The following is a 25,326-nucleotide window of genomic DNA, read 5'->3' as shown; positions in this document are numbered from 1 at the left end:
TCCGACGTCACCGACTTCACCGTCGGCGCCGACGGCATCGTCGTGCTCGGCGACCCCTACGTCTTCAACGCCGACAACATCGACAACTTCAACTTCTGACCCCCGCCCCCGGGTGCCCCGCTGACCGGCCGGGGCACCCGGGGGGCCGGGCACGCACCACCCCACAGGCGCCGGGTCGGGCGCCGCCGGTCAGGCTCCACTCCCCTGGTGGTCGGTGCCGCACGAGATGCGGCACCGATTGATCTCGGCGCCCGGCCGCGGCCGCCGTGCCGGAACCCCGCGCGCGCCCCTGAGTGGCCCCCGCGCGCCCTCGAGCGCCCGTCTCGATCTCCGTGAGGCGGGCTGCCCGTGCTCGTGTCCGAGCGCGGGACAGGCAACAACGGTGTTGTGAGGAGACAGTCATGCAGATGACCGCGCGCGGACCGGGTGCCATGCCCGTCCGTCGTCGGACCCGGTACACGACGGCCGCCATCGGTGCGGTCGCGCTGCCACTCGCGCTCGCTCTGCCCGCCGCGGCGGGAAGCTCGCACAGCAGCCTCTCGGTCGCGGACCTGACCACGGAGCGGCTGTCGAACCCGCTCGGGATCGACGAGTCCACGCCGCGGTTCTCGTGGGTGGTCGACGCGAGGTACAACGGCGCGGAACAGACCGCGTACGAGATCAAGGTGTCGTCGAACCGCTCGATGAAGGGCGACGTGTGGGACTCGGGCAAGGTCGCCTCGACCGACTCGGTCGACGTGGACTACGCCGGCACCGCGCTGGAGTCGCAGACCCGGTACTGGTGGTCGGTGAAGGTGTGGGACCACGGGCGCACCTCCGGGTGGAGCGAGCCCGCGTGGTTCGAGACCGCCTTCCTCGACGTGTCCGAGTTCGGCGGCGAGTGGATCGGCATCAGCGACATCGACCGTCTGGACGGCGTGGTCGACACCGAGACGCCCGAGCCGTTGCTGCGCACCGACTTCGCACTGTCGAACAAGAAGGTCGCCTCCGCCCGCCTGTACATCTCGGGGCTCGGCTACTACAAGGCGTTCATCAACGGTGAGCGGGTGGGCGACCACGAGCTCGACCCGGGCTACACGCCGTACGACACCCGGATCCTCTACGTGACCTACGACGTCACCGACATGCTGAAGAGGGGCGACAACGCCATCGGCGTGAGCCTGGGCCGCGGCGAGTACTCCTCCTACGGCGACGACGACATCAGCCAGGCGCCGTGGCTGAGCGAGCCCGAGATGAAGCTCCAGCTGGACGTGACCTACGTCGATGGCAGGACCGCGACGCTGGTCAGTGACGACTCCTGGAAGGCCGACGAGGGCCCGACCTTGCTGAACTCGCTCAAGAACGGCGAGACCTACGACGCACGGGACGAGCAGCCGGGCTGGACCACGGCCGGCTTCGACGACTCGGCGTGGCAGCAGGCGCTGCTGACGACCACGCCAACGGGGGCGCTCGAGGCCCAGGAGATGGAGCCGATCCGGGTGGTCGGCACCCTGCCCGAGCCGTCGCTGCGCGACCCGTTCGAGGTGACCGACGGAACCGCCCTGGTCTACGACTTCGGCGAGACCACGGCCGGGTGGGCGACTCTCGGGTTCAGCGGCCCGGCCGGCGCCGAGGTCACGATCTCCTACGGCGAGAAGCTCGCCGCCGACGGGCAGGTGAACGTCGACTGCACGGTGGGTTGGTGCACGGTGCCGCGACAGACCTCGCACTACGTCCTCAGCGGCGACACCGACGGTGAGACCTACACCCCGAGCTACAGCTACTACGGCTACCGCTTCGTCCAGGTGATCGTCCCCGAGGGTGTCGAGGTGACCTCGATCGAGGGCAAGGTGCTGCACTCCGACGTAGCGACCACCGGCACCTTCACCAGCTCCGACGAGCTGCTGAACCGGTACCACGAGGCGATGGTGCGGTCTCTGCTGAACAACCTGCACTCCATTCCGACCGACACCCCGATGTACGAGAAGCGCGGGTGGACCTCTGACGCGATGCTCTTCTCGGACAACTCGCTGATGAACTTCCAGTCGGTCGCGTTCTGGGAGAACTGGATGGCCGACCATACGGCCAACCAGGCCGACGACGGTGGCATCCCGGTGATCGTGCCGAACGAGACCCCCGGCGAGGCGCAGTCCGACCCGTTCATCGGGCGCACCGACGACCCGATCTGGTCCTCCAGCTACACGCTGATCAACTACGCGCTGTACCAGCGCACCGGTGACGTCAGCACGCTCGAGGCGAACTGGGACGGCCTCAAGGCGTACATGGACAAGTGGGTCGGCATGGTCTCGGCGACGGGCTACCTGTTCGACACGACGCTGTACCGCACGTGGGGCGACCATGAGCCGGCCTACGGCAGCGGCGTGAACAACATCATCGTCGGCACGGCGTACGTCTACGAGTCGGCCGTGTCCATGGCGGAGATCGCCCGCGTGCTCGGTCACGACGACGTCGCGGCCGGCTACGAGGAGTTCGCCGCGAACGTCAAGGACGCGATCAACGCCGCGTACTTCGACGAGGCGACCGCGACCTACGACTGGCCGTACTCCGCCGCAGGGGGCTGGGGGCCTGCGCCCAGCGAGGACGAGCTCGCCGCGATCAACGCCAACCAGTTCCAGACCGACAACGTCCTGCCGCTCGAGCTGGGTCTGGTGCCCGACGAGTACCGCGACCAGCTCTGCACCAACCTCGTCGACGACGTGGCCGTGACCCAGGAGAACCACGTCACGACCGGTGCGGTCGTCCTCAAGGACGTCCTGCCGATGCTCACCGAGTGCGGCGGGGCCGAGACCGCGTACGCCGCGGCCGAGAACCCGACGTTCCCGGGCTGGGGTTACTGGTTCCTGACCCTGGACGGCAGCATCGCCTCCGGTGGCGAGGAGATCGTCGTCGACACCTACTGGGAGAACTGGACCTCGGGTGCGCGGTCGCACGACCACGCATTCCGCGGAACCATCGACGACTGGCTGTACGAGTACGTCGCCGGCATCCAGAACACCGGTGTCGCCTACCGCGACATCCAGATCAAGCCGTACGTGGTGGGTGACCTGACCGAGGCGTCCGCCTCGATCCAGACGGTGATCGGCGAGGTGTCGTCGGCGTGGACGCTGGCCGGCGACGAGCTGACCCTCACCGTCGAGGTGCCGGTCGGTTCGACGGCGACCGTGATGGTGCCGGTGGCCGACGGCCGGTCGGTGCACGCTCCGCGGGGTGCGGTCGCGGGCGCCGTGGCCGACGGCTATGCGGCCTTCACGGTCGGATCCGGCGAGTACACCTTCGTGGCCGGATGAGCGTGACCGCGTGATGACGTCGGTGGCCGGGCGCCCGGGACGGGCGCCCGCCCGCCCCCGCGCTGCGGGGCGCGCCCCCCCCCCCCCCGCCCCGCCCCCCCCCCCCCCCCCCCACGCCGGGCGGCACACGTCAGTCGAGACGCGGCGGGGCCGTCGACGACCGGACCACGAGCTCGGGCGGGAGCAGGATCGTCTCGGCAGGCCGATCGGGGTTCGCGATCCGGTCGAGCAGCGCGAGGCCGGCCTGCCGCCCCAGCTCGGTGCCTCGGCCGTCGACAGTCGTGAGGTCCATGACCTTCGGGCCCGCGAGCGGGGAGTCGTCGTACCCCGCGAGGGAGAGGTCGCCGGGCACCGACAGACCTCGCTGACGGGCGGCCATGAACGCGCCGAGCGCCATGGTGTCGTTCTCGGCCACGATCGCCGTGAGCTCGGGATGGGCGTCGAGCAGCTCGTTCGCGCCCACGAAGCCCTTGTCGGCCCCGGTCTCGGCGTCGACGCCGACCGAGAGCGGGGTGAGCCCGGCGCGTCGCATCGCTGCCTCGAACGCCGCGCGACGGCGACCCGCCGAGCCACCGGTCGCGGTGATGTGCCCGATGCGCCGGTGCCCGAGCTCGAACAGATGGTCCATCAGAGCCGTCATGCCGGCATCGTCGTCGTTGGCCACGAGATCCGCGCCCGGCGGCCGGCTCGCGCGGTTGCCGGCGACCACGGCCTGCACCGAGACCTGCTCCGCCAGGGCCTCGGGAAGCTCGGCCGCGACGACCACGCCTTCGACGCCGGAGGCGATCACGTCGTTGAGCGCGGAGTGGGCGCCGGTGTGCATGTCGACGACGCCGACGTGGTACCCGAGCTCGTCGGTCACCTGGCGGATGCCTTCGAGCAGGTCGACGAACCAGAGGTTGCGGTAGTCGTCGATCACGACCTCGAGGCGCTGCGACCGGGCCCCGGCGAGCCTCGCCGCCGCGGTGCTCGGGGTGTAGCCGAGCTCGTCGATCGCGGCCTCGACGGCGGCGCGGCGCTTGGCGCTGACGTTGGGGGAGCCGCGCAGCACCAGGGAGACGAGCGACTTGGACACGCCTGCGTGCTCCGCGACGTCGTAGATGGTGGGCCGGCGTGAGCTGTCGGAGACCACGTTTGTCCTCACATAGTCGGTTCGGACTGTTGACGTACTCGAATCGTGGCTCCTATGGTAGTGGAGCGCTCCACTTGGAGCGCTCCACTCTCGGGAGAGTCTCAATCGGACTCCCGGCGACAGCGACGTCGAGCGGCCGCAACGAAGCCGGCCGCGACTGCGGAGAGGTAGCGGACGATGGTGAAGGTGGGAGACACGGTCCCGCGTGATCGTGGCGAACGGGTACGCGGAGGTGCCGTGACCAGCGCTGACATGTCCGGGCTCACCCTGCCGAGCCGCGCGGAGGTGGACGACCTCGTCGCCACGACGCCGCCGTCCGGCAAGAAGCGCTCGCTGGGCTTCCTCGCGGTGGTGGCCACGCTCGGCTCGCTGCTGTTCGGCTACGACACCGGCGTCATCGCCGGCGCGCTGCCCTACATGCAGCTCCCCGGCGGGGCCGGTGGCCTCGGCCTGAACGAGGTCGAGGTCGGGCTCGTCGGTGCGCTCCTCGCGATCGGCGCGGCGATCGGTGCCCTCTACGGTGGCTGGCTCTCCGACCGGTACGGCCGCCGACACAACATCCTGCTGCTGGCGGTCGTCTTCTTCGTGGGGGCGCTCGGGTGCGTGCTGTCCCCGACGGTGTGGGTGCTCTATCCGTTCCGCCTCATCCTCGGGTTCGCCGTCGGCGGCGCATCCGCCACGGTGCCCAACTACCTCGCCGAGACGGCCCCCGCCCGCGTCCGAGGACCGCTCGTCGCGATCGACCAGCTGATGATCGTCGGCGGCCAGCTGCTGGCGTACTCGGTCAACGCGGTCATCACCAACGTGCAGGGCGGTCCGGAGGCGGTTGTCGCCTCCGACCCGACCGGCCAGTTCCAGCAGGGCGCGACCGAGAGCTGGGACGTGCTCTCCTACGTCAACGGACTGACCGTCGCAGGCGGCAACGGAGCGACCTGGCGCTGGATGCTGGTCATCGCCACCGTGCCGGCGATCGCGCTGTGGATCGGCATGCGGATGATGCCGGAGTCCTCCCGCTGGTACGCCACCAACCTGCGGTTCGCCGAGGCCATCGGCGCGCTGAAGCGGGTTCGTGACGACGACCGCGACGACGTCGCCGCCGAGATCGACGAGATGGTCGCGCTGCACCGCGCGGAGCACCAGGAGAAGTGGGCGATGCGGCGGATCGTCGCGGTCCGGTGGACCAGGCGCCTGCTGTTCATCGGCCTCTTCCTCGGCTTCTTCGACCAGCTCACCGGCATCAACACCGCGATGTACTACCTGCCGACGATCCTGCACGCGGCGGGCTTCTCGTCCGCCAGCGCCATCAGTCTCAACGTCGTGTCCGGGCTCGCGTCCTTCATCGGCTCGGCGATCGGCATCTGGCTGATCGCACGGTTCGCCCGCCGACGTGTGGGCATCTACCAGACGACCGGGGTGTCGCTCAGCCTGTTCGCTCTCGCCGCGGTGTTCGCGTTCGGGATCGCACCGTTCATGACTGCCGACGGGACGCTCGACGGCGCACCGTCCTTCGCGCCGTGGCTCGTGCTGATCCTGGTCTCGGTGTTCGTCTTCATCAAGCAGAGCGGGACGGTGATCTGGGTGGTGCTCGCCGAGATGTTCCCGGCGAAGATCCGCGGGACGTCCCTCGGTGCGACCGTGGCGGGGCTGTGGGTCATGAACGCCGTGGTCACGTTCGCGTTCCCGTTGATGATCACCTACTGGGGCGGGGTGTGGACGTACGCGGCCTTCGGCGCGATCAACGTCCTGGCGCTGCTCTTCTACGTGTTCGTCGTGCCGGAGACGAAGTACCACACCCTCGAGGAGCTCGAGCTGGAGTTCCGCGACTCGTTCACCCGACCGGGTGACGCTCTCGCCTGAGCTCGGCTCGCGGGGATGCCCCGGGTCGCAGACGGCCCGGGGCATCCCTCCCGTGTCAGCGAAGCTGGGCGAGACCCGCCCAGCCGAGTGCGCCGGCCACCGCGACCGCGCCGAGACCCGCCGCCGCAAGGACCAGCGCGCTGCCCGCGACGACTCCGGCGACTCCGATCGTCACGACGGCGAGGGCGCTGACGACCGCCGCCGGGGTGAGGGCGGCCGCGATGTCGGCGGGGCTGCACGTCGCGTCGGTCAGGTCGCCCACCACGGTGGCGTCCGCCGTCGGTCGCGGGGTCAGGCCGGTCTCGAGATCGATGGACATGGGTGTCTCCTGCTCGCACTGCGGGCGATGCGGGAGGAACCACAGGGGCGGAGTCCCGCACGGCCCTGTGGCATCCGGGTGTTCCCGGACGAGACATCCACGTCGAAGTCCGGCACCAGGATAGCGGGATCGACGTATGTCCTGACAAATAGGCGCACTGCGGCGCGACGTCGACGCTGTCACTACGTATCCTATGTAAGGACAAGCAGACATGATGGAGGTTCGTCGACACGCATGACCAGGATCCAGGGTCGCGACACGGCGCCGTCGGCCGCGGAGGACGCACGCGAGACCGGCGGTGGCGACCGGGCCCCGTCGAGTGCCTCGTCGCCGAAGCCGCGTCAGGCGGAACGCCGCCGCCTGATGTGGGCGGCGATCCCGATCGCGGCGCTGCTCGGCGTGGCGCTGGTGCTGCGTGCGCCGATCACGGTCATCCCTCCGCTCCTCGCGCAGGTCCGGTCCGATCTCGGTCTCGACGCCCCGGGCGCCGGGCTGCTCACCGCGATCCCGGTCCTGTGCTTCGGGCTGCTCACCCCGTTCGCGTCGCGCCTGCTGCACAAGATCGGGATCAACCACGCGGTGATCTACACCCTGCTCGCCGTCATCGGCGGTTCGCTGCTGAGGTCTGCCGGCTCCGTGGGTGCCGCCATGGCCGGGACCGCGGTGATCGGCGCAGGCGTGGCGATCGGGAACCTCGCCGTCCCCATGCTGATCGGGCGTCAGTTCCGCCATCGCAGTGCGCTGCTGACCGGGATGTACAGCGCGACCGTCAACGTCGCAGTCACGATGTCGACGGCGCTGGCCGTGCCGGTTGCCGTGGCGGTCGGGTGGCGCCGGTCCGCCGCGCTCGGCGGCGTCGTCCTCGGCGCCGTCGGGCTGGTGCTCTGGGTGGCGGTCTATCCGCCTGGTGTGCGCGGTGCCAGGCCGGCGTTGCGGGCGCGTGCCGGCCTGACCGAGCCGGTGGGGCTCGTCCGGGACGGCAACGGTCCGCTGCCGCGCCCGGATCGGCCGGTGACCCGCTGGCCCCTGGCGTGGTGGCTGGTGGTCGCCTTCTCCGGGCACACCCTGTCCTACTACGCGGTCACCGCGTGGCTGCCGTCGGCGCTCGTAGACCTGCGCGGCATGACACCGGTCGACGCCGGGGTGGCTGCCAGCGTGTTCCAGGCCGCCGGCATCGTGGGACCGTTCCTCGTGCCGTTGCTGGTCGGCCGGCTCGGATGGCCGCAGCTGCAGACCGTCGCCGTGATCGCGGCCGGGTGGGCGATCCTCCCGATCGGCATGCTGCTCGCTCCGGGTGGGTGGCCCGCCTGGGCACTCGTCGGCGGCTTCGCGCAGGGAGCGTTCTTCACCGCTCTGTTCGCCGTGGTCATCGAGCGGTCTCGCGATGTCGACGAGAACCGCAGACTGTCGGCGTTCGTGCAGGCCGTGGGCTACTCGGTCGCGGCGACCGGCCCGGTGCTGACCGGCTGGGTGCACCAGCGGGTCGCGGGCTGGTCGGCTCCGTTCGCGCTCATCCTGGTCGTGGTGCTGGTGATGGGCTTCGCCGCGGTGCGGGCCGTGGGGCGCGACGCGGCGCGCTGAGTGCTCGGACGCGACCGGTGCGCCACCTCGGTCGAGCCGCCCTGGCCCAGCTGGCTCGTCGTCCGTCGGGTCTGACTGTGCGCACGGCCGTTGACGCATCGAGCGTGAGGTGCCTATCCTTGTGGAGCGCTCCAATGGAGCGCTCCACAAGAACTCAGGAGCTCGTGCTGGGCTCTCGGTGACAGAGACGTCGCGCGACCGCAACGGAGCCGGTCGCGACAGAGGGAGGCAGCAGTCATGGTGCGGTTGGGCGTCTACAACGCGATCTTGCACGACCGGTCGTTGGCGGAGGCGATCGGGGTGATCGCCGAGCTGGGCCTGGAGGGTATCGAGGTGAACTCAGGTGGGTTCCTGCCCCCGGTGCACATCCCGACGATCGACGACATCGTCGAGAGCGCGACCGCCGCCGAGGACTTCTTGGGCACGTTCGAGGGCACCGGCGTGCACCTGGCGGGTCTGAACTGCAACGGCAACCCGTTGCACCCGAACCCGGTGATCGGCGAGAAGCACGCCGCGGACGTGGTCCGGTCGATCAAGGCCGCCGCCGCGCTCGGCGAGCACCGGGTCGTGACGATGTCCGGCCTGCCCGGCGGTGAGGCGGGTGCGACGCACCCGAACTGGATCGTCAACGCCTGGAACTCCGCGGCGCTGGACGTGCTGGACTACCAGTGGCAGATCGCGGCGGCGTTCTGGAAGGAGGTCGACGCGATCGCCCGTGACCACGACGTGAAGGTGGCCCTCGAGCTGCACCCGCAGAACATCGTGTTCAACACCCGTGACGTGCACCGGCTGGTCGAGATGACCGGAGCGACGAACGTGGGGGTGGAGCTCGACGCCTCGCACCTGTTCTGGCAGCAGATGGACCCGGTGGCGGTGGTGCGCGAGCTGGGCGGGCTGGTGTTCCACTCGGCGGCCAAGGACGTGCGGATCAACCCGGAGAACGCTCGCCTGTACGGGGTGCTCGACAACGGGTTCCGCCGGCTTTCCCCGGACGAGCCGCGCACGAACCTGGGTGGTGACGAGTGGGCGAACGAGTGGCCCAAGGACTCCGCGTGGGACTTCGTCGCGCTCGGCAAGGGCCACCCGACGGAGTTCTGGACCGAGTGGATGCGCGCGCTGGCCGAGGTCGACCCCGACATGGCGGTGAACATCGAGCACGAGGACACCGAGCTCGGCCGGATCGAAGGCCTCGAGGTCGCCGCAGGCGTCCTCACGAGCGCCTACGCCGCCCTGTGACCTCACGAGACCGAACAGGAGCAGACGAATGACCATCAGGATCGGCCTCATCGGGGCCGGAGGCATGGGCCGGGCGCACGTGGACCGGATCGAGAACGAGCTGGCCGGCGGCAAGGTCGTCGCAGTCGCCGACGCCAACCTGGACAGCGCACGGGCCGCGGCCGAGCCGCTCGGCGCGACGGTGTACCGGACCGGGGACGAGCTGATCGCCGACCCGGACGTCGACGCGGTGCTGATCGCCACCTTCGGCAAGGTGCACGCCCCCGACGTGATCGCCGCCGTCCGGGCCGGCAAGTACGTCCTGTGCGAGAAGCCGCTGGCGACGACCAAGGAGGACGCTCAGGCGATCCTGGAGGCCGAGCAGGAGGCGGGCAAGAAGCTGGTCACCGTGGGCTACATGCGCCGGTTCGACAAGGGCTACCGCCAGATGCGCGAGGCCCTGGTCGCGGGCGAGCACGGCTACGCGACCCTCGTCCACTGCCGCCACCGCAACCCCACCGTGCCGGAGAACTACACGACCCGGAACATGGTCGACGACACCGCCTCGCACGAGATCGACATCTGCCGGTACCTGCTCGGTGAGGAGATCACCCGGGTGCGGGTCGAGCGGCCGCGCGCGACGAGCAACCGCTTCGCGCACCTCGAGGACCCGCTGGTGCTCGTGGCGTACACCGAGTCCGGAGTACGGATCGACGACGAGATCAACGTGAACCTGACGTGGGGCTACTCGATCGAGTGCGAGCTCGTGATGGAGACCGGGACCATCCGCCTCAGCGACCAGGAGCAGACGGTGATCCGGGACTCCGCCGGCAACCGGAACGCGATCTGCGCGAGCCACATCGACCGGTTCCACGACGCGTTCAACGCCGAGGTCCAGCAGTGGATCCGCGCCGTCGAGCGCGACGAGCACACCGGGTCGTCCGCCTGGGACGGCTACGCCGCGGTGTGCGTCGTCGAGGCGGCGTTGGCCTCGCTCGACGAGGCCAAGGGCCTGGAGAGGGACGTCCAGATGATCGAGAAGCCTGCGCTGTACGCCTGAGGGTGGGTGGGCGGGCACCGCGTGCGCCCGCCCACCGACGCTGACCGGCTTCGCTCGGGTTCGGCCGGATAGGAGTGGACGTCGTGAGCCAGCAGCTGAGCATCACGCTCGACCGGTCGAGTCCGGTGCCCGCCTACCGCCAGATCGCCGGTGCCGTCCAGGCGGCGATCGACGGGGGCACGCTGGCGCCGGGCGAGCTCCTCGAGAGCGAGGTGTCGCTCTCGGCCCGCCTCGGCGTCTCGCGCGCAACGACGCGGCAGGCCCTGGGTGAGCTCGTCCAGCGGGGGCGGCTCGTGCGCCGCCGTGCGACCGGGACGCACGTCACGCCTGCAGCGATCCACCGACCCGCGAGCCTCGGCGCGGTCTTCGCCGACATGGATGCCGACGAGCGCGTCCGTGTCGTCGCCACGGAGCACGCGCGGGTCCCGGCGAGCGCGGACGTCGCGCAGGCGTTGCGGGTGCCGCAGAGTGCGACCGTCCTGCGCGTCAGGCGTCTGCGACTGGTCGACGGTCGGCCGACCGCACTTCTGACGAGCTACTTGCCCGAGCCGTTGGCACCGGGGCCTGACGAGCTCGAACGGCTCGGCCTCGACGGGTACCTGCGAGCACACGGCGTCGTAGCCCGTACCGCCGCACAACGGATCGGTGCGCGCGCCGCCACCGCCGACGAGGCCGACGCCCTCGGCGAGCTGCCCGGTGCCTCGCTGCTGGCCCTCGAGCGGACCACCTTCGACGACGCCGGGCGAGCTGTCGAGTTCGCGCACGAGCTGTACCGGGGCATGCACACGCTGCGTGCCCTCGTCTCGACCGCCTGACGCCCCGCGGCGCGACGCGACGCGTCCGACCAGCCGCGGAGTGCGTCGAGCCGGGTCACGCGGGCGGCTCGAGCGCAGCCGCCGGCACGAACTCGGCCGGCGGCCGTGCGGGCACCGTCGGCTCGACCCGACATTCGAACCGGTGCCGGCCTGCGCCGATCGTCCGGGCTGGAGAACCGTCGGGCAGCAGGATCTCCGCCGACGTGCTCGGCGGGACGACCACCTCGACCTCGAAGTGCCCGCCGCGAAGCGACCAGGTGACGGCGGCCTGCCCGTACGGGCTGTCAAGACTCGCCTGCGCCGCGGTCAGGGCCGCGCTGGGGACCGGCGCGATCCGCAGTCGCCGGTAGCCGGGTGCGGCGGGCGCGAGCCCGGCGACGCGCCGGTGTCCCCGGGCGGCGCGGCCGGATGGCCGGAGTGGTCGCGTCCAACGCCCTGGTCATCCTCGGGCTGGTCGCCGCCGGCATCCTGGCCGTCGCCGTCGGCCACCCGCACCTGGCCTGGGTCGTGGCCGCGGGCGTCGTGTGGAACGGAGCCTGGGGTCCGGTGCCCTCCCTCTACCAAGCGGCAGCCGTGCGAACCAGAGCCGCCTCGCCCGAGCTCGCCGGGGCGTGGATCAACGCGACCTCCAACATCGGCATCGCGACGGGCGCGGTCCTCGGGGGCCGCGCTCTCGACGCAGCGGGGATCCCTGCGGTCGCGTGGCTCGCCCTCGTGCTGATCGCCGTGTCGATCGTGATCCTTGCGGTCGCACGCGGGGCGTTCGACGCCGCGCCGGCCCCGGCGCAGGCGACCGCGCCGATGGCCGAGGGCCTCGCGGGCGCGTCACGGTCGCCGTCGGCGTCCCCTGCCGGCCGGGAACCGGCCACCCGTGCCGTCGAGGGCTAGACGGTCCGTGACGTGCGCCGCTCGGCGGTCGCGGCCTGCTCGGACGCCCACCAGCTCGCCAGCAGCCGCAGCTTCTCCTCGGTGTCCGACCCCGGCGCCGCGGTGTAGGCGGTGAGGTTCAGGCCGTCGTCCGCGGGCAGGGCGAGGACGTTGTACTCGAGCTCGAGGAGCCCGACCACCGGGTGGTGGATCCGCTTGATGCCCTCGATGTGCAGCCGCACGTCGTGGCGAGCCCACCGGGTGCGGAACTCCTCCGACCGCGTGGACAGCTCGCCGACGAGATCCGTGATCGACCGGTCGAACGGGGAGCGTCCGGCGACGGTGCGCAGGCTCGCGACCGAAGCGTCGGCGATGTCGTCCCAGTCCGGGTAGAAGGCCCGGGACGCGGGGTCGAAGAAGATGAACCGCGGGTAGCTCACCGGCTCGGGCGTGCCGCGGTACAGCGGGTCGTACAGCGCCCGGCCGAGGGTGTTGGTCGCGACGATCTCGCCGCGCGGGTTGCCGAGCACCATCGCCGCGTCGGTGACCGAGTCGACCAGGTGTCGCAGGCTCGGCCGGACCGTCGGGTTGGCGGCAGGCCGGCGGCGAGCCCGGGTGCCGGCGTTGGCGGTGCGGGCGAGGTCGAACAGGTGCGAGCGCTCGGCCTCGTCGAACCGGAGCGCCGCGGCGATCGCGTGGAGGACCTCGTCGGAGACGCCGCGCAGGTCGCCGCGCTCGAGCTTGGTGTAGTACTCCACGCTCACCCCGGCGAGGACGGCGACCTCGCCCCGACGCAGCCCGGGCACCCGGCGGGTCCCGACGTCGGGCAGGCCGACCATCTGCGGGGTCACCTTCGCGCGGCGGGTCACCAGGAACTCGCGCACCTCGTCCTTCGACATGCCTCCACGGTAGGTGGCCGTTCGCGGAGCGAGGGAGGTACTGGCAGAACCCCCACCGACAGGACCTGGTTGCCCTGCGCCGACCGCGCTTCCCTGGGGGTGGCAACTGAGCGAAGGAGACCCCACCACCATGCGTGCCACTGTCATGTACGGTCCCGGCGACGTCCGGGTCGAGACCTTGCCCGACCCCGTCCTCCAGGCCTCGACGGACGCGATCGTGCGGTCCGTGCGAGCCTGCATCTGCGGATCGGACCTGCACCGTACCACTCGATGCCGGCCTCGGAGCACGGGGCGGCGATGGGCCACGAGCTGATCGGCGTGGTCGAGGAGGTCGGTTCCGCGGTCGCCTCGGTCGGGGTGGGAGACGTCGTCATCGTGCCGTTCGCGTACTCGGACAACTCCTGCCCGATCTGCCTCGACGGCTTCCACACCGCCTGCCCGCACGGCGGGTTCTTCGGTCCCGGCACCGGCGGTCTGCAGGCCGAGCTCGCGAGGGTTCCGCTGGCCGACGGCACCCTGGTCAAGGTTCCCGAGGTCGACCCCGCGACCGCGGACGACGGCCTGCTGGCCTCGCTGCTGACGCTGTCGGACGTGTACCTCACCGGCTACCACGCTGCGCACATGGCCGACGTCCGGCCCGGGCAGAGCGTCACGGTGATCGGCGACGGCGCCGTGGGCCTGTCCGCCGTGCTCGCTGCGAAGCGGATGGGCGCCGAGCAGATCATCCTCATGGGCCGCCACCGGGCGCGCACCGACCTGGGCCGCGAGTGGGGCGCGACCGACGTCGTCGCCGAGCGCGGCGGCGAGGGCGTGGCCACGGTGCTCGAGCTCACCGGCGGACTCGGCACGCACGCCGTGCTCGAGGCCGTCGGGCACATGCCCGCGTACGAGCAGGCCTACGGCGTGGTGCGACCCGGCGGGATCATCTCCCGCGTCGGCGTGCCGCAGTACGAGAGCGCCCCGGTCGGCTTCGGCTCGCTGTTCGGCAAGAACGTCCGGCTGGCCGGCGGACCGGCGCCCGTGCGGGCGTACCTCGAGCAGGCGGTCCGCGACGTGCTGGCCGGCGACCTGGCTCCCGGCGCGGTCTTCGACCGCACCATCGGTATCGAGGACGCTCCGAAGGGCTACCGCGAGATGGACGACCGCGAAGCCCTCAAGGTCATGATCGAGTTCTGAGGGGTGACGCGATGGCTACGACGACCTGGTCGGACGAGGTCCTGGCGGCGATCGGGGCCGCTGACGAGGTGCAGATCAGCGTGGAGCGGGCCGACGGCTCCTCCACCGACCCGACGCCCGTCTGGGTGGTCCGGGTCGGGGACGGGCTGTACGTCCGGTCCTGGAGGGGCGGGGACGGCGGCTGGTACCGCCGTGCGCTCGCGACGCGTTCCGGAGCCGTCCGCGTGGGAGGGGCCGATCACGCCGTCGCGCTCGGCGACGTCGACCCCGGCCTGCGGACGGCGATCGACCGTGCCTACCGTGCCAAGTACGGCCGGTACGGCGACGCCTACGTCGGCCCGATGACCGGCGACGCCGCCGCAGCCGCGACGCTCCGGCTGGAACCCCGCTGACTGCGCCGCCGGGCGCGGCGGGGCCCGGCAACCACCACCGATCCACCACGAGAGGAGCAGCCATGGAGCTGCAGCACGTCAACCCCGCCTGGAAGGCGCCGGCCCAGGCGTTCACCGGCGACGTCTACGTCACGCCGATCTACTCCGGCGCCGGCCCGTCGCGGATGACCGTCGCCCTGGTCCGGTTCACCCCGGGTGCGCACACCAACTGGCACAGCCACGCCGTGGGCCAGACCCTGCACGTCACCGAGGGCGTCGCCCTGGTCGGTACGCGCGACGGCCGGGTCGTGCGGGCGCGGGCCGGGGACACCGTGATCTGCCCGCCCGACGAGGAGCACTGGCACGGCGCCCCGGCGGACACCTTCGCCGCGCACCTGGCGATGCTCGAGGCGAAGCCTGACGGCTCGGACCCGACGACGTGGCTCGAGCCGGTCGCCGGCGAGGCGTACGACCGGGCGAACGAGGCCTGACCCGCCGTCACGCGCCGGTGGCGTCGGCCGCGCCCGGACGCCCGGGCAGCAGCGCCGCGACCGCGATGCCGATGGCGGTGAAGGCGATCACCCACCAGAACGTCGTACCGAACGCGGCGGAGACCGGGTCGACAGCGCCCGATGCGGTGAAGGTGGACTGGAGGACGACCGCGAGCAGGGCGATGCCGAAGGAGCCGCCGACCTGCTGCCCGATCCGGGTGAGGATGCTCGCGTGCGGGATCTCGTCGCGCTCCAGCCCGACGTATGCGGTCGCCATCAGGGGGATGAAGACCGCGCCGATCCCGACGCCGCGGACGAGCAGGGCCGCGCCGAGCAGCCAGCCGCTCGTCGTCGTGGAGGCCCAGGCGAAGGGAACGGTCGCCACGGTGGCGATCGCGAAGCCCGCGACGACCACCGGGCGAGGGCCGAGGGCGTCGGTCAACCGCCCGGCGAGCCCGCGGCTGGCCAGGGCGCCGACGCCCTGGGGGATCAGCAGCAGACCGGTCGTCAGCGGGTCGGCGCCGCGCACCTCCTGGAAGAACAGCGGGATCACGAACATCGCGCCGGTCAGGGCGACCCCGGCGAGTGCCATCAGCGTGCTGGAGGTCGCGAGCGGTCGGTGGCGCAGCAGCGCGAGGTCGACGAGTGCTCCCGGTCCGGCGCGCAGCGCGCGGACCGTGAAGCCCGCGAGCAGGGCCAGGCCCGCCCCGGCCGGGACCAGCACGTCCGCGTGACCGATCCCACCCTCCCTCGCCACGTTGCTCAGGCCGAGCACCAGGGCCACCACGCCGACCACGCCGAGCGCCAGTCCGAGGACGTCCAGCCGTGCCGGCCGGCTCGGCGGGTCGGCGGGCAGCCACCGGGACGCGAGCGCGAGGCCCGCGATGCCGAGCGGCACGTTGATCCAGAACAGCCAGGACCAGTCGCCGAGGTGGAGCACGAGCCCGCCGATCACCGGACCGAGGATCGGACCGAGGGCGGTCGGCAGGCTGACCGCTGCCATCAGGCGCCCGGGGCTGCGTCCGCCCGCCGCCTGCATCAGCAGCGTGGCCATCAGCGGCAGCATCAGCCCACCACCCAGGCCCTGGAAGGCCCGGAACGCGATGAGGCTCGTGGCGCTCCAGGCGAAGCCGCACGCCACGGACCCGAGGGTGAACGTGGCGAGGGCGAGCAGCCAGAGCCGCTTCCCGCCCAGGCGTTGCTGCGCCCAGCCCGCGGCCGGCAGCACGCCGACCATCGCGAGCAGGTAGGCGGTCGACACCCACTGGATGGTGTCCACGGGAGCGTCGAACGTGGTCGCGAGCTCGTGGATCGCGACCGCGACGATGGTCATGTCGAAGATCACGGCCATCGCGCCGGTCAGGATCGCCGCGACGACCCGGGTGAGGGCGGGATCCAGACCTGATGGGGAGGGGTCGGTCGCGAGGTTGCCGTCCGGGCGCTCCTCGGTCGGGTCTAGGGTCGCGTCGGGAGTGCTCATCGATCCACCTAAGGTACGAGACGTATCTTAAGTGGACGGTATCCGACCGGGAGAAGATACGCAATGTCCCTTAATGGCGAGGCGCCCGCGCGCCAGCGCCGGCGTGGTGCCGAGCTCGAGGACGCGCTCCTGCAGGCCGCCTGGGACGAGCTGACCGAGCACGGCTACGCCGACCTGACGCTGGAGGCGGTCGCCCAGCGCGCCGGTACGAGCCGTGCCGTGCTCTACCGGCGATGGGCGGGCAGGCGTGAGCTCGCGGCCGCCGCCGCGCGGCACGTGATCGTCCGGAACCGAGGCCCAATGCCGACCCTGGGCGGGCCGCTCCGTGAGGACCTGCTCGCGATCCTGACCTGGGCGAACGGCACCGAGGTGCGGACCACGATCGAGATCTTCGCTCAGGTCGGCTCGTACCTCGCGGAGGAGGGTCTGACGTTCGGAGAGGCCCGTGCACTGATGATGGGCGGCCGGTCGACGACGATGCACGACCTCTTCGAGCGGGCCGCCGAACGCGGTGAGGTCGACCCCGGGCGGCTGACGCCCCGGATCGAGTCGCTCGCCTTCGACCTGTTCCGGCACGAGCTGATCATGAGGTCCGGTCCGGTGCCGCAGTCGACGCTGGAGGAGATCGTCGACGACATCGTCATCCCGCTCGTTCGCGCGCGCGCCGGGCGGTCGAGCAGCTAGGCCTCAGCCCGGCTGCCCGGGCGCGCCGTCCGCCTCGCCCTCCGAGGGGGCCTCCGGCTCGGGGTTGATCGCCGCGAACAGACGCCCGCGGCGCGCGCCTTCGGGGCGCTTCGACGGGTTCGCGTCGCGACCGGCGAACGCATCGGTCAGGGCGACCAGGGCCTCGCCGAGCTGCTTCATCTCGTCGGCGGTGGCCCAGAAGGCGGACATGTTCACCATGACGGCGTCGTTCCACTCGGCCTCGGGGAACGGCTCGGGTGAGGTGAGCAGGGCGGTCAGCCGGGCGGCCTCGCGGTTGACGTACAGGGCGCTGAGCGCGCCGGCCGCGAGCACCGACTCGCGGTCGGCCGGGTCGGGCCGCAGGTTGAGGTCGCGGTGCACTGCGCGCCACGGCTTCTCCCGGCCGCGGGGTTCGGCGCGCGCGATGAAGCCGGCCTTCTCCAGCGAGCGGAGGTGGAAGGAGCAGTTGGCGACCGTCTGGCCGGTGCGCGCGGCGACCTCGCTGGCCGTGAGGTCGGTGCGCGCCCGGTTGAGGAGCTCCAGGATCTCGACGCGCAGCGGGTGGGCGAGCGCCCGCAGCACCGTGGGGTCGCTGGACCGCATCGCCGTGGACGCCTCCGTGGACGCCGCAGCGATCGCGGAGGTGGGGTCGGAGCCGGGTCGGCCCATCAGAACCGACCCAGCTCGGTGACGGCGTCGGTGTGGATCCGGGTGAGCCGTTCCTCGGCGAGCTCGAGCTCGCGGAGCAGGCGGCGGGACTCCGGGTCGCGGTACGGCGTGGGGCGCGTGCGGCGGATCGGGCGACGGGTCATCGTGCTCACCTCTCTTGGCGGCGGAACACCCGCAAGAGTAGTTGCGCAAGAACTATTGCGCAAGAGGTGTTGCGAATAGCGTCAGACCCAGCGCCGCAGCGTCTCGACCAGCGGCTCCGTCGGCCGCCCGAGGAGCGTGCGGATCTCGTCGGTCGCGTCGGCGAGCTCGCCGCGCCGGATGTCGGCGTCCATGCCCACCAGGAAGGCGACCAGCTGCGGGTCCAACCCGGCCGAGGTGAGGGCGGCGGTGTGCTCCTCGGGGCTCAGTCGCCGGTGCTCGACCGGTCGCCCGAGGACGTCGGACGCCGCCGCGGCGAACTCGTCGAAGGTCCAGGCGACGTCACCGCTCAGCTCGAGGGTCGCGTTCTCGTACCCGTCGGAGACGGCCAGCGCTGCGAGCGCTGCGGCGTAGTCGCTCCGGGGCGCCGAGGCGACCCGACCGTCCCCGGCGCTGGTGAGCACCACGCCGCTCGCCGCGGCCTGGGCGAACGTCTGCTCGTAGTTCTCCGTGTACCAGTTGTCACGGGCGATGGTGTACGTGAGGCCCGAGGCCCGCAGGTGCTCCTCGGTGGCCCTGTGCTCGGGGACGACCGCGAGTGCACCGGTGTCGGCGTGCGGTGCGCTGGTGTAGACGACGCGCGAGACGCCCGCGGCCTTGGCGGCGTCGATCGCGTTGGCGTGCTGGGTGACGCGCTTGCCCAGCTCTGAGCCCGAGACGAGCACCACGGTGGTGGCGCCGGCGAAGGCCGCCTCCATGGACGCCGGCGACTCGTAGTCGATCGTCGCCGTGGAGACCCCCCGGGCGGCGAGGTCCGCCAGGCGTTCCACGGCTCGGCCGGTGGCGGTGATCTGCGCGGGATCGACGTCCAGGTCGATCAGGGCCTCGACGATCAGGCGGCCGAGGTGGCCGGTGGCCCCGGTGACGACGTACGACATGGTTCCTCCTCCGTGCGGGCGGCGGACGCCGCCTCGTCGGTCGGCAACGGCGTCCGGGGCTCGAACCTTCCGAAGTGCAGGTACCCACTTTGCAGTAGGGTGCATACATGCAGGTAAGTACCCAGGTCAGAGCGGCACAGGGCGACCAGATGGCCGGAGACGTCGTCCACCTGGAGGACCTCCTGGACGACGGTCGACTGTCCGCCGCGTGCCCGACGCGCGTGGTGCTCGACCACGTGACCAGCAAGTGGGGCGTGCTGCTGCTGCTCGCCCTGTCCGAGGGCAGCCAACGCTGGAGCGAGCTGCGGCGCACCGTCGAGGGCATCAGCGAGAAGATGCTCGCCCAGACCTTGCGGACGCTCGAGGTCGACGGCCTCGTCGAGCGCACGGTGGCGGCCACGATCCCGCCGCGCGTCGACTACTCGCTCACGCCGCTCGGTCGCGAGCTGGTCGCGCACCTCCTGCCGCTGATGGGGTGGATCTCCGCGAACGCCGAGGAGATGCTCGCGGGCCGAGCCTGACCCGAGGCCCCCTGCTGCGAGCGCACTGCTCCTCCCGTCGCCTTGACCTGTCTACAGGTGCACGGTCGAGCGTGGCGGCATGACCATCACCGCGCCCGCCCGCCTCGTCGTCGACCTCGAGCTCACCGTCTCCGGCACGCCGGAGGAAGTCTTCCCGCTGCTGTGCCCCGTCCGGGAGTACGACTGGATCCCGGACTGGTCGTGCACGATGGTGCACAGCACCAGCGGGGTCGCCGAGCTGGGCTGCCTCTTCACCCGGGAGCGGGGCGAGACATGGATCACGACGCGGTACGAGCCGCCGACCCGGATCGACTACACGATCGTGCTCCCGGGCCTGACCGTCCGGACGCTGTCCCTGACGCTGGGGGGCTCGGGTCCCCGGACGACGTCGGTGGCGGTGCGCACCACGGCGACAGCGCTCGGGCCCGCCGGGGTCGGCGAGGTCCACGGCTGGACGGAAGACCACCAGCGGCAGCTCTGGCGGCTGCGCGAGGCGCAGCTGAACCACTATCTGCGCACGGGCAGCCCGCTGGCCCCCGACCCCACGACCGCGACGGTGTGACCGTCGGACGCCTCGCCGCCCGGTTCGGCCTGTCCCGCACGACCCTGCTCTACTACGACCGGCTCGGGCTCCTCCAGCCGTCCTCCCGCTCCGCGGGCGGCTACCGGATCTACGACGATGCCGATGTCGCGCGCCTGGCCACCATCTGTCGTCTGCGGCAGGCCGGCCTGCCGCTGGCGGAGATCCGGCGCGCGATGGACTCGGACGCCCCACAGCTCGTCGCTGCGCTGGCCGTGCGGCTCGGTGAGCTCGAGGACCAGATCGAGGTGCTGCGGGGGCGTCAGCGGGCGATCCTGACCTCCCTCGCCACCGGTCGCGAGGGCGACCGGACCTGGTCGCTGGACAAGGCGTCGCTGTCCGGGCTGCTCGTGGACGCCGGGGCGGACCCGGCCGGGCTCGTCGCCTGGCACGCCGCGGCGGAGAACGCCGACGGAGAGCTGCACCGACGGCTCCTGGAGTCCCTCGACCTCCCGGCGGACGAGGTCGAGCGGATCCGTGGGCTCGGGTCTCAGTCCTCCGGTGCCACCACGTAGGTGTTGCGACCGTTCCCCTTGGCGGCGAGCATCGCGACGTCGGCACGGCGGATCAGGGACTCCGCAGTGTCGCCGGGTCGTCCCAGCGCGGCGCCGATCGAGGCGGTGAGGCGGGCCGGCGTGGTGGCGCCGCGCAGACGGGTCTGGCCGACCGCGGCGCGGATCCGTGCAGCCATCGCGACGAGGTCCGTCGGGGTCACCGGTCCGAGCAGCACGACGAACTCGTCCCCGCCGTAGCGGATCACGTCGTCCTCGGCCCGCACCACGCTGACCAGGGTGCGCGCGACGGCGGTGAGCGCGTCGTCGCCGGCCGCGTGCCCGCAGGTGTCGTTGAGGCTCTTGAAGTGGTCGAGGTCCACCATGATCAGCGCGGCGGGATGCTCACCTCGCGTGGACCCGAGCCGCTCCGCGGCGCGGTGCTCGAGGAAGCGTCGGTTGCCGAGACCGGTCAACGGGTCGGTCATCGCCAGCCGCTCGGCCGTCCGGAGCTTCTGCTCGGCGGCCGTCGCCGGGGAGTCGTCGGTGAAGGTCTCGACGGCCCCGATGACCTTGCCGTCGTCGTCCCGGAGCGCGCTGGCCGTCACCCGCACGGGCAGCACGTGGCCGTGCTCGTGGTGCAGGTAGACCCGAACCGTCCGTTGCTCGCCGTCGGTCATGGTCGCCAGGAGCGGGCACCGCGCGCCGCACAGGGACTCGCCGGCCTCGTCGACGTGGTTCAGCAGACCGTCGCCGCACCAGCGACCGAGGGCCGTCTCGGCCGAGTAGCCGGAGATCCGCTCGGCGGCGGCGTTCCAGAAGGTGATCCTGCGATCGGGGTCGACGACGTACATGCCCTCGGCCATCGCCTCGAGCACGGCGGAAGGGTCAACCGCCGGGCGGTCGACCCGATCCAGCTCTGGCATGAGGCTCCTGGGGGGTGGGCGCCACGAGGGGGAAGCCCGGTCCAGGGCTTCGACATGAATGTCGGGGCCTCGACGGTCCGAGGCGTAGGACCTAGGTCGCGGAACCTCCGGGTCAGCCGAGGCCGTGCTCGGTCTCGAACTGGTCGACGGGCACCGGTCGCCCGAGCAGGAACCCCTGGCCGTGCTCGCAGCGCTGAGCCGTGAGGAACTCGAGCTGAGCAGCGGTCTCGATGCCCTCGGCGACCACGCGGAGGTCCAGGGCGCGCGCGAGCGCGACGAGCGCCTTCACGACCTCGTCGTGCTCACTGGCCTTGCCGAGCCCCTGGACGAAGCTCCGGTCGATCTTCAGCACGTCGAGCGGGAACCTCGCCAGGTAGTGCAGGGCCGAGTAGCCCGTGCCGAAGTCGTCGATCGCGATCCGGATCCCGCGCGACCTCAGGCTCGCCAGTGCCTCCTGAACGGCGTCGGAGTCCTCGAGCAGGAGCGACTCGGTGATCTCGGCGATCAGCCACGCCGGCTCGCAGCCGGTGGCGCCGATCGCCTCGTCGACCGCTGCCGCGACGTCGTCGAGCAGGAACTGCCGGGTCGAGAAGTTGACCGCGACCATCACGACGTCGTCTCCGGAGCGTCCGGCGTTCCATCGGGCGGCGGCCGCGCACGCCTGGTGAAGGACCCAGCGGCCGAGCCGCACGATCGCGCCGGACTCCTCCGCGATCGGGATGAACTCACCGGGCGTGACCGGTCCGAGAACGGGGTGGTTCCAGCGCAGCAGCGCCTCTGCACCGGTCAGGGGGCGCGAGGCGTCCATCCCGAAGACGGGCTGGACGTGCACCTCGAGCTGTTCGGTCACGTCGGGGTCGTCGAGCCCGCGCTCGATGGTCGACCGGCGCTGCATGGCCCGGCTCAGCTCCGGACGGAAGTACTCGATCCGAGCCCGGCCGGCCCGCTTGGCCTGGTACATGGCCATGTCCGCGTGCTGGACCAGGACCTCGATGCTGTCCCCGTCCTCCGGGTAGACCGCGACGCCGATGCTCGCGCGCGTCTGCACGGACTCGCCGCCGACCTGGTCCGTGACGGCGGCCATGATCCGCGTGGACACCGCGGCGAGGTCGTGCGGCGGGTCCAGGTCGTCGATGACGATGACGAACTCGTCGCCGCCCAGCCTGGCGAACAGGTCGTACGGGCGTAGCCGGGAGCGGACGCGGTCGGCCAGTGCCTTCAGCACCCGGTCGCCGCCGGCGTGACCCAGGGTGTCGTTGATCGCCTTGAAGCCGTCGAGGTCGACGAGCAGCACGGCCGCACGCCGCCCCGAACGGCTCGCGGCGGCGAGCATCGCGGGGGCCCAGGCGTACAGGGCCTGGCTGTTCGGCAGCCCGGTGAGCAGATCGGTGTGCGCGAGCCGCTCGAGGTCCTCGCGGTACCGCACGCTCTCGGTGATGTCCCGGCCCACGCCGAGGACGCTGACCACCTCGCCGTGCTCGTCGAGCTCCGGGACGTAGAGGACCTGATGGATCCGGGGCGAGCCGCCCTCCGGGTCGGGGACGTGCACCTCGACCATCTCGGGCGTCCTGGTCCGGACCACCTGGCTGATCGCGTGGGGTGCGGCGTCGCCGCCGTCGCCCAGGAGCTCGCTGGTCGTGCTGCCGAGAACCTTGCCGGCGGACGCCCCGAACAGCGCCAGCATGCGCGGGTTGGCGTAGATGAAGCGGCCGGCGGTGTCCCAGCGGGCGATCTGGTCGCCGGCGTTCTCCGCGAGGGTCCGGAACTCACGCTCTCGGTCGCTCGCGCGCCGTCGGGCCTCGGCCAGGTCGGAGACGTCGCGGCCGATCGCGATCGCGCCGGTGATCGCGCCGGCCGCGTCGAACTCCGCCCGGATCAGGATGCTGTGCGTGGCCTGCGCGCCGTCCGGGCGGTTCACGGTGACGGTGACCCGTCCGGGCTCACCGGTACGCAAGGCCTCGATGAGCACCCGCTCGTACTCGTCCGCTCCGGTCATGCCCGGCGGGGCGGACTCGGTCGGGCGCTTCCCGAGCACGCTCGTGGCCGTCGTGTTCACCCGCTGAGCGATCTCCTGGTTGCAGTACGTGGCGTACCCGTCCAGGTCGTAGCGGATGATGTTGTCCGGCGAGTTCTCGGCGAGGGTGCGGAACTCGGACTCACGGTGCCGCAGGTTGCGGTCGGCCAGCCAGAATGCCGTGACGTCGGTGGCGGTCAGCAGGATCCGGTCGACCGCGCCGCCGGGCCCGTGCTCGGCGAAGGCGGTCGCCACGAGCCGTCGCTCCGTGTCGTCGTCCACCCGCCAGTCGACCTCGCCCTTGGCGCTCTCCCGCCCCGGGTCGTCGCGCACCGTCGTGGCGAGCGCGACGACGGCGGACGTCGCCTCGCCGAACGGCCGGAGCTCGGGGAGGGCGGCGCCGCGCCAGCGCTCGACGGGGCACCCGGTCGCGGCCTCGAACTCCCGGTTCGCGTAGAGCACGTGCAGGTCCGCGTCGAGCCAGGCGACCAGGTCGGGGGCAGCGTCGACCCACGCCGGGGCCCGTTCGGCCAGCCCTGGCTGCTGCCACAGCTCGTCGCGAGCAGTCATGTCACGCACGCTCCGATCGGCGGGGGGCCGTCACCGCCGAACCTAGCGCGCAGGTCGGCGTCGACGCGCGAACCGCATGGGTGAACCGCCGCGGCCCGCCCTCTGGTTGACTCGGAGCACCAGGCCCCTGCCCCGGACGGCAGCGGCTCGGCGCGTCGCAGGAGGCGGCATGATCATCTCCACCGCACCGCTCCCCATCCCCGGGGACGTCATCGACCCTCCGCCGCGGCCCGCGCCGCCGGTGATCGGCCGGCTCGAGGCCCGTGAAGGCCCGCTCGGGGTCGTGGTTACCGTCGGTTTCCGGGCCTACAGCCGGTTCTCGCGCGCCCAGGTGACGCTGCTCGCGGCCGGGACCACGTACTACCTCTTCGTCGGGATGTTCTCGATCATCGCGTTCGCCTACGGCCTCACGACGGCCCTCGGGGCCGAGCAGGTGGCGTCCTACATCACCGAGGCGGTCGCCGAGGCGTTCCCGGGGCTGCTCGGCGAGGGCGGGATCGACCCGGAGCAGATGCGGGCCGTCGGGCAGACCACCTCGATCATCGGTGGTGTCGGTCTGCTCTACGCCGGCACCGGGGCCGTGGTGGCCGCGAGCCGCAGCATCCACGTCATCTTCGGCGCGGCCAAGGACCCCCGGAACGTCGTGCTCGCGCGGCTGCGCTCCCTCGGCTGGCTGTTCGTGCTCCTGCCGCTGGTGCTGCTGTCGTACGTGGCCTCGACGTTCACCGCGAACGTCGCCGACCGGCTCCTCGAGGTGCTCGGTGTGAGCTGGCAGGGCCCCGGCGTGCTGCTGAACGTCGGGTCGGGCGCGCTGACCCTCGTGGTGAACTTCCTGGTCATCTACCTGATGCTGGGCAACCTGGGCGGGATCCGGCCGCACCGCCTCGCCCGGCTGGTCGGCGCCGGGGTCGGCGGGTTCGCCATCGAGGTGCTGAAGACGCTGATGGCGCTGCTGGTGGGCTACACGATCGACAAGCCGCAGTACGGGGCCCTCGCGGTGCCGATCGGCGTGCTCTTCGTGCTGTACCTCCAGTCGCTCGCGGTGTACGCGGCCGCGTGCCTGACTGCGGGGATCGCGGACAAGGACGTCCCGCTCGACGTGCTCCTGGCTGCGGGCACCGAGAGCGCGCAGGAGGCGGTCGAGGCCGCGGCCCGCAGCGAGCCCGGCGACACCGACGGGCTGCGCGCGCCGCCGGGCGAGTGACCTTCCGCCCCCGCCCGGATCCGCCCGGCTCCGCCTCC

The 25,326-nt window shown here is 71.9% G+C and carries 23 protein-coding genes and 2 pseudogenes; 15 read left to right on the top strand and 10 right to left on the bottom strand.

What is annotated here, in order from left to right:
* The first annotated feature begins 401 nt into the window (after nucleotides 1–401).
* Nucleotides 402–3,287: a glycoside hydrolase family 78 protein gene (locus tag OEB99_RS13915; protein WP_263577878.1), complete on the top strand. Its 2,886-nt coding sequence runs from the start codon at nucleotides 402–404 to the stop codon at nucleotides 3,285–3,287.
* A gap of 130 nt (nucleotides 3,288–3,417) precedes the next feature.
* On the opposite strand, the gene OEB99_RS13910 is transcribed toward OEB99_RS13915, so the two are convergent.
* Nucleotides 3,418–4,419: a LacI family DNA-binding transcriptional regulator gene (locus tag OEB99_RS13910; RefSeq protein ID WP_263577877.1), complete on the bottom strand. Its 1,002-nt coding sequence runs from the start codon at nucleotides 4,417–4,419 to the stop codon at nucleotides 3,418–3,420.
* Between the two features lie 237 nt (nucleotides 4,420–4,656).
* Here OEB99_RS13910 and OEB99_RS13905 point away from each other — a divergent pair, with 237 nt between their 5' ends.
* Nucleotides 4,657–6,276 (top strand): MFS transporter, encoded by a 1,620-nt coding sequence (locus tag OEB99_RS13905; RefSeq protein WP_263577876.1) that lies wholly within the window; start codon nucleotides 4,657–4,659, stop codon nucleotides 6,274–6,276.
* A gap of 55 nt (nucleotides 6,277–6,331) precedes the next feature.
* On the opposite strand, the gene OEB99_RS13900 is transcribed toward OEB99_RS13905, so the two are convergent.
* Nucleotides 6,332–6,595 carry a hypothetical protein gene (locus tag OEB99_RS13900; RefSeq protein WP_263577875.1) on the bottom strand — a complete coding sequence of 88 codons (264 nt, stop codon included), beginning with the start codon at nucleotides 6,593–6,595 and terminating at the stop codon, nucleotides 6,332–6,334.
* A gap of 234 nt (nucleotides 6,596–6,829) precedes the next feature.
* On the opposite strand from OEB99_RS13900, the gene OEB99_RS13895 reads away from it, so the two are divergent.
* The 4 genes from OEB99_RS13895 to OEB99_RS13880 all read left to right on the top strand — a co-directional run bounded on the left by OEB99_RS13895 (nucleotide 6,830) and on the right by OEB99_RS13880 (nucleotide 11,266).
* Entirely contained in the window at nucleotides 6,830–8,176 is a 1,347-nt protein-coding gene (locus OEB99_RS13895) for an MFS transporter (protein WP_263577874.1), read from the top strand.
* Between the two features lie 240 nt (nucleotides 8,177–8,416).
* Nucleotides 8,417–9,412 (top strand): sugar phosphate isomerase/epimerase family protein, encoded by a 996-nt coding sequence (locus OEB99_RS13890; RefSeq protein WP_263577886.1) that lies wholly within the window; start codon nucleotides 8,417–8,419, stop codon nucleotides 9,410–9,412.
* A gap of 28 nt (nucleotides 9,413–9,440) precedes the next feature.
* On the top strand, nucleotides 9,441–10,451 hold the full coding sequence (locus tag OEB99_RS13885) for a Gfo/Idh/MocA family protein (RefSeq protein ID WP_263577873.1): 1,011 nt from the start codon (nucleotides 9,441–9,443) through the stop codon (nucleotides 10,449–10,451).
* 83 nt (nucleotides 10,452–10,534) lie between these two features.
* On the top strand, nucleotides 10,535–11,266 hold the full coding sequence (locus tag OEB99_RS13880) for a GntR family transcriptional regulator (protein ID WP_263577872.1): 732 nt from the start codon (nucleotides 10,535–10,537) through the stop codon (nucleotides 11,264–11,266).
* A gap of 55 nt (nucleotides 11,267–11,321) precedes the next feature.
* Here the strand turns inward: OEB99_RS13880 and OEB99_RS19795 are convergent.
* Nucleotides 11,322–11,627, bottom strand: a pseudogene (locus OEB99_RS19795) (alpha-L-rhamnosidase C-terminal domain-containing protein); the annotation flags it as partial.
* A 47-nt stretch (nucleotides 11,628–11,674) separates the two neighbouring features.
* On the opposite strand from OEB99_RS19795, the gene OEB99_RS13875 reads away from it, so the two are divergent.
* A complete protein-coding gene (locus OEB99_RS13875) occupies nucleotides 11,675–12,154 on the top strand; it encodes an MFS transporter (RefSeq protein ID WP_263577871.1) in 480 nt (159 codons plus the stop codon).
* On the opposite strand, the gene OEB99_RS13870 is transcribed toward OEB99_RS13875, so the two are convergent.
* The gene (locus OEB99_RS13870; protein ID WP_263577870.1) at nucleotides 12,151–13,032 is read right to left on the bottom strand and encodes a helix-turn-helix transcriptional regulator; all 882 of its coding nucleotides are present in this window, start codon (nucleotides 13,030–13,032) and stop codon (nucleotides 12,151–12,153) included. The genes OEB99_RS13875 and OEB99_RS13870 overlap by 4 nt on opposite strands.
* A 130-nt stretch (nucleotides 13,033–13,162) precedes the next feature.
* Here OEB99_RS13870 and OEB99_RS13865 point away from each other — a divergent pair.
* The 3 genes and pseudogenes from OEB99_RS13865 (at nucleotide 13,163) to OEB99_RS13855 (ending at nucleotide 15,070) form a co-directional block, all read left to right on the top strand.
* Nucleotides 13,163–14,208 (top strand): annotated as a pseudogene (locus OEB99_RS13865) (zinc-binding dehydrogenase).
* An 11-nt stretch (nucleotides 14,209–14,219) separates the two neighbouring features.
* Nucleotides 14,220–14,600 (top strand): DUF2255 family protein, encoded by a 381-nt coding sequence (locus OEB99_RS13860; protein ID WP_263577869.1) that lies wholly within the window; start codon nucleotides 14,220–14,222, stop codon nucleotides 14,598–14,600.
* 62 nt (nucleotides 14,601–14,662) lie between these two features.
* Complete coding sequence (locus tag OEB99_RS13855; protein ID WP_263577868.1) at nucleotides 14,663–15,070, top strand: (R)-mandelonitrile lyase; 408 nt, start codon at nucleotides 14,663–14,665, stop codon at nucleotides 15,068–15,070.
* Nucleotides 15,071–15,077: 7 nt separating this feature from the next.
* Here the strand turns inward: OEB99_RS13855 and OEB99_RS13850 are convergent, their stop codons facing one another.
* Nucleotides 15,078–16,550: an MDR family MFS transporter gene (locus OEB99_RS13850; protein WP_263577867.1), complete on the bottom strand. Its 1,473-nt coding sequence runs from the start codon at nucleotides 16,548–16,550 to the stop codon at nucleotides 15,078–15,080.
* A gap of 63 nt (nucleotides 16,551–16,613) precedes the next feature.
* On the opposite strand from OEB99_RS13850, the gene OEB99_RS13845 reads away from it, so the two are divergent.
* Nucleotides 16,614–17,234, top strand: a complete 621-nt coding sequence (locus tag OEB99_RS13845; RefSeq protein ID WP_263577866.1) for a TetR/AcrR family transcriptional regulator — start codon at nucleotides 16,614–16,616, stop codon at nucleotides 17,232–17,234.
* Between the two features lie 3 nt (nucleotides 17,235–17,237).
* Here OEB99_RS13845 and OEB99_RS13840 read toward each other — a convergent pair whose 3' ends face one another.
* From OEB99_RS13840 to OEB99_RS13830, 3 genes are all read right to left on the bottom strand, one after another.
* Nucleotides 17,238–17,903 (bottom strand): ArsR/SmtB family transcription factor, encoded by a 666-nt coding sequence (locus tag OEB99_RS13840; RefSeq protein ID WP_263577865.1) that lies wholly within the window; start codon nucleotides 17,901–17,903, stop codon nucleotides 17,238–17,240.
* A complete protein-coding gene (locus tag OEB99_RS13835; RefSeq protein ID WP_263577864.1) occupies nucleotides 17,903–18,046 on the bottom strand; it encodes a hypothetical protein in 144 nt (47 codons plus the stop codon). The genes OEB99_RS13840 and OEB99_RS13835 overlap by 1 nt, the downstream gene beginning before the upstream one ends.
* An 81-nt stretch (nucleotides 18,047–18,127) precedes the next feature.
* Complete coding sequence (locus OEB99_RS13830; RefSeq protein ID WP_263577863.1) at nucleotides 18,128–18,982, bottom strand: NAD(P)H-binding protein; 855 nt, start codon at nucleotides 18,980–18,982, stop codon at nucleotides 18,128–18,130.
* 149 nt (nucleotides 18,983–19,131) lie between these two features.
* On the opposite strand from OEB99_RS13830, the gene OEB99_RS13825 reads away from it, so the two are divergent.
* The 3 genes from OEB99_RS13825 (at nucleotide 19,132) to OEB99_RS13815 (ending at nucleotide 20,598) form a co-directional block, all read left to right on the top strand.
* The gene (locus OEB99_RS13825) at nucleotides 19,132–19,503 is read left to right on the top strand and encodes a winged helix-turn-helix transcriptional regulator (RefSeq protein WP_263577885.1); all 372 of its coding nucleotides are present in this window, start codon (nucleotides 19,132–19,134) and stop codon (nucleotides 19,501–19,503) included.
* A 79-nt stretch (nucleotides 19,504–19,582) separates the two neighbouring features.
* Nucleotides 19,583–20,065, top strand: a complete 483-nt coding sequence (locus tag OEB99_RS13820; protein WP_263577862.1) for a hypothetical protein — start codon at nucleotides 19,583–19,585, stop codon at nucleotides 20,063–20,065.
* Nucleotides 20,062–20,598 carry a MerR family transcriptional regulator gene (locus OEB99_RS13815; protein WP_263577861.1) on the top strand — a complete coding sequence of 179 codons (537 nt, stop codon included), beginning with the start codon at nucleotides 20,062–20,064 and terminating at the stop codon, nucleotides 20,596–20,598. The genes OEB99_RS13820 and OEB99_RS13815 overlap by 4 nt, the downstream gene beginning before the upstream one ends.
* Here the strand turns inward: OEB99_RS13815 and OEB99_RS13810 are convergent.
* Nucleotides 20,574–21,500, bottom strand: coding sequence for a diguanylate cyclase (locus OEB99_RS13810; RefSeq protein WP_263577860.1), 927 nt, complete (start codon nucleotides 21,498–21,500; stop codon nucleotides 20,574–20,576). The two genes, OEB99_RS13815 and OEB99_RS13810, sit on opposite strands and share 25 nt — an antisense overlap.
* 112 nt (nucleotides 21,501–21,612) lie before the next feature.
* Entirely contained in the window at nucleotides 21,613–24,084 is a 2,472-nt protein-coding gene (locus OEB99_RS13805; protein ID WP_263577859.1) for a sensor domain-containing protein, read from the bottom strand.
* A 169-nt stretch (nucleotides 24,085–24,253) separates the two neighbouring features.
* Between OEB99_RS13805 and OEB99_RS13800 the strand changes: the two genes are divergently transcribed.
* Nucleotides 24,254–25,288 (top strand): YihY/virulence factor BrkB family protein, encoded by a 1,035-nt coding sequence (locus OEB99_RS13800; RefSeq protein ID WP_263577858.1) that lies wholly within the window; start codon nucleotides 24,254–24,256, stop codon nucleotides 25,286–25,288.
* The last annotated feature ends 38 nt before the right edge of the window (nucleotides 25,289–25,326 follow it).

The sequence above is a fragment of the Actinotalea endophytica genome, assembly GCF_025717005.1.
Lineage (GTDB): Bacteria > Actinomycetota > Actinomycetes > Actinomycetales > Cellulomonadaceae > Actinotalea.
Note: the sequence above shows the minus strand (reverse complement) of the source record. Positions and strands in the feature narration are given on the sequence as shown.

Bases quoted from the DNA above. Each gene is read 5' to 3' on its own strand.
- OEB99_RS13810 (WP_263577860.1), bottom strand. From the start codon at position 21,500: ATGCCAGAGCTGGATCGGGTCGACCGCCCGGCGGTTGACCCTTCCGCC.
- OEB99_RS13805 (WP_263577859.1), bottom strand. From the start codon at position 24,084: ATGACTGCTCGCGACGAGCTGTGGCAGCAGCCAGGGCTGGCCGAACGG.
- OEB99_RS13830 (WP_263577863.1), bottom strand. From the start codon at position 18,982: ATGTCGTACGTCGTCACCGGGGCCACCGGCCACCTCGGCCGCCTGATC.
- OEB99_RS13835 (WP_263577864.1), bottom strand. From the start codon at position 18,046: ATGACCCGTCGCCCGATCCGCCGCACGCGCCCCACGCCGTACCGCGAC.
- OEB99_RS13870 (WP_263577870.1), bottom strand. From the start codon at position 13,032: ATGTCGAAGGACGAGGTGCGCGAGTTCCTGGTGACCCGCCGCGCGAAG.
- OEB99_RS13900 (WP_263577875.1), bottom strand. From the start codon at position 6,595: ATGTCCATCGATCTCGAGACCGGCCTGACCCCGCGACCGACGGCGGAC.
- OEB99_RS13840 (WP_263577865.1), bottom strand. From the start codon at position 17,903: ATGGGCCGACCCGGCTCCGACCCCACCTCCGCGATCGCTGCGGCGTCC.
- OEB99_RS13895 (WP_263577874.1), top strand. From the start codon at position 6,830: ATGACCAGGATCCAGGGTCGCGACACGGCGCCGTCGGCCGCGGAGGAC.
- OEB99_RS13885 (WP_263577873.1), top strand. From the start codon at position 9,441: ATGACCATCAGGATCGGCCTCATCGGGGCCGGAGGCATGGGCCGGGCG.
- OEB99_RS13855 (WP_263577868.1), top strand. From the start codon at position 14,663: ATGGAGCTGCAGCACGTCAACCCCGCCTGGAAGGCGCCGGCCCAGGCG.
- OEB99_RS13850 (WP_263577867.1), bottom strand. From the start codon at position 16,550: ATGAGCACTCCCGACGCGACCCTAGACCCGACCGAGGAGCGCCCGGAC.
- OEB99_RS13860 (WP_263577869.1), top strand. From the start codon at position 14,220: ATGGCTACGACGACCTGGTCGGACGAGGTCCTGGCGGCGATCGGGGCC.
- OEB99_RS13845 (WP_263577866.1), top strand. From the start codon at position 16,614: ATGTCCCTTAATGGCGAGGCGCCCGCGCGCCAGCGCCGGCGTGGTGCC.
- OEB99_RS13820 (WP_263577862.1), top strand. From the start codon at position 19,583: ATGACCATCACCGCGCCCGCCCGCCTCGTCGTCGACCTCGAGCTCACC.
- OEB99_RS13800 (WP_263577858.1), top strand. From the start codon at position 24,254: ATGATCATCTCCACCGCACCGCTCCCCATCCCCGGGGACGTCATCGAC.
- OEB99_RS13875 (WP_263577871.1), top strand. From the start codon at position 11,675: ATGGCCGGAGTGGTCGCGTCCAACGCCCTGGTCATCCTCGGGCTGGTC.
- OEB99_RS13915 (WP_263577878.1), top strand. From the start codon at position 402: ATGCAGATGACCGCGCGCGGACCGGGTGCCATGCCCGTCCGTCGTCGG.
- OEB99_RS13825 (WP_263577885.1), top strand. From the start codon at position 19,132: ATGGCCGGAGACGTCGTCCACCTGGAGGACCTCCTGGACGACGGTCGA.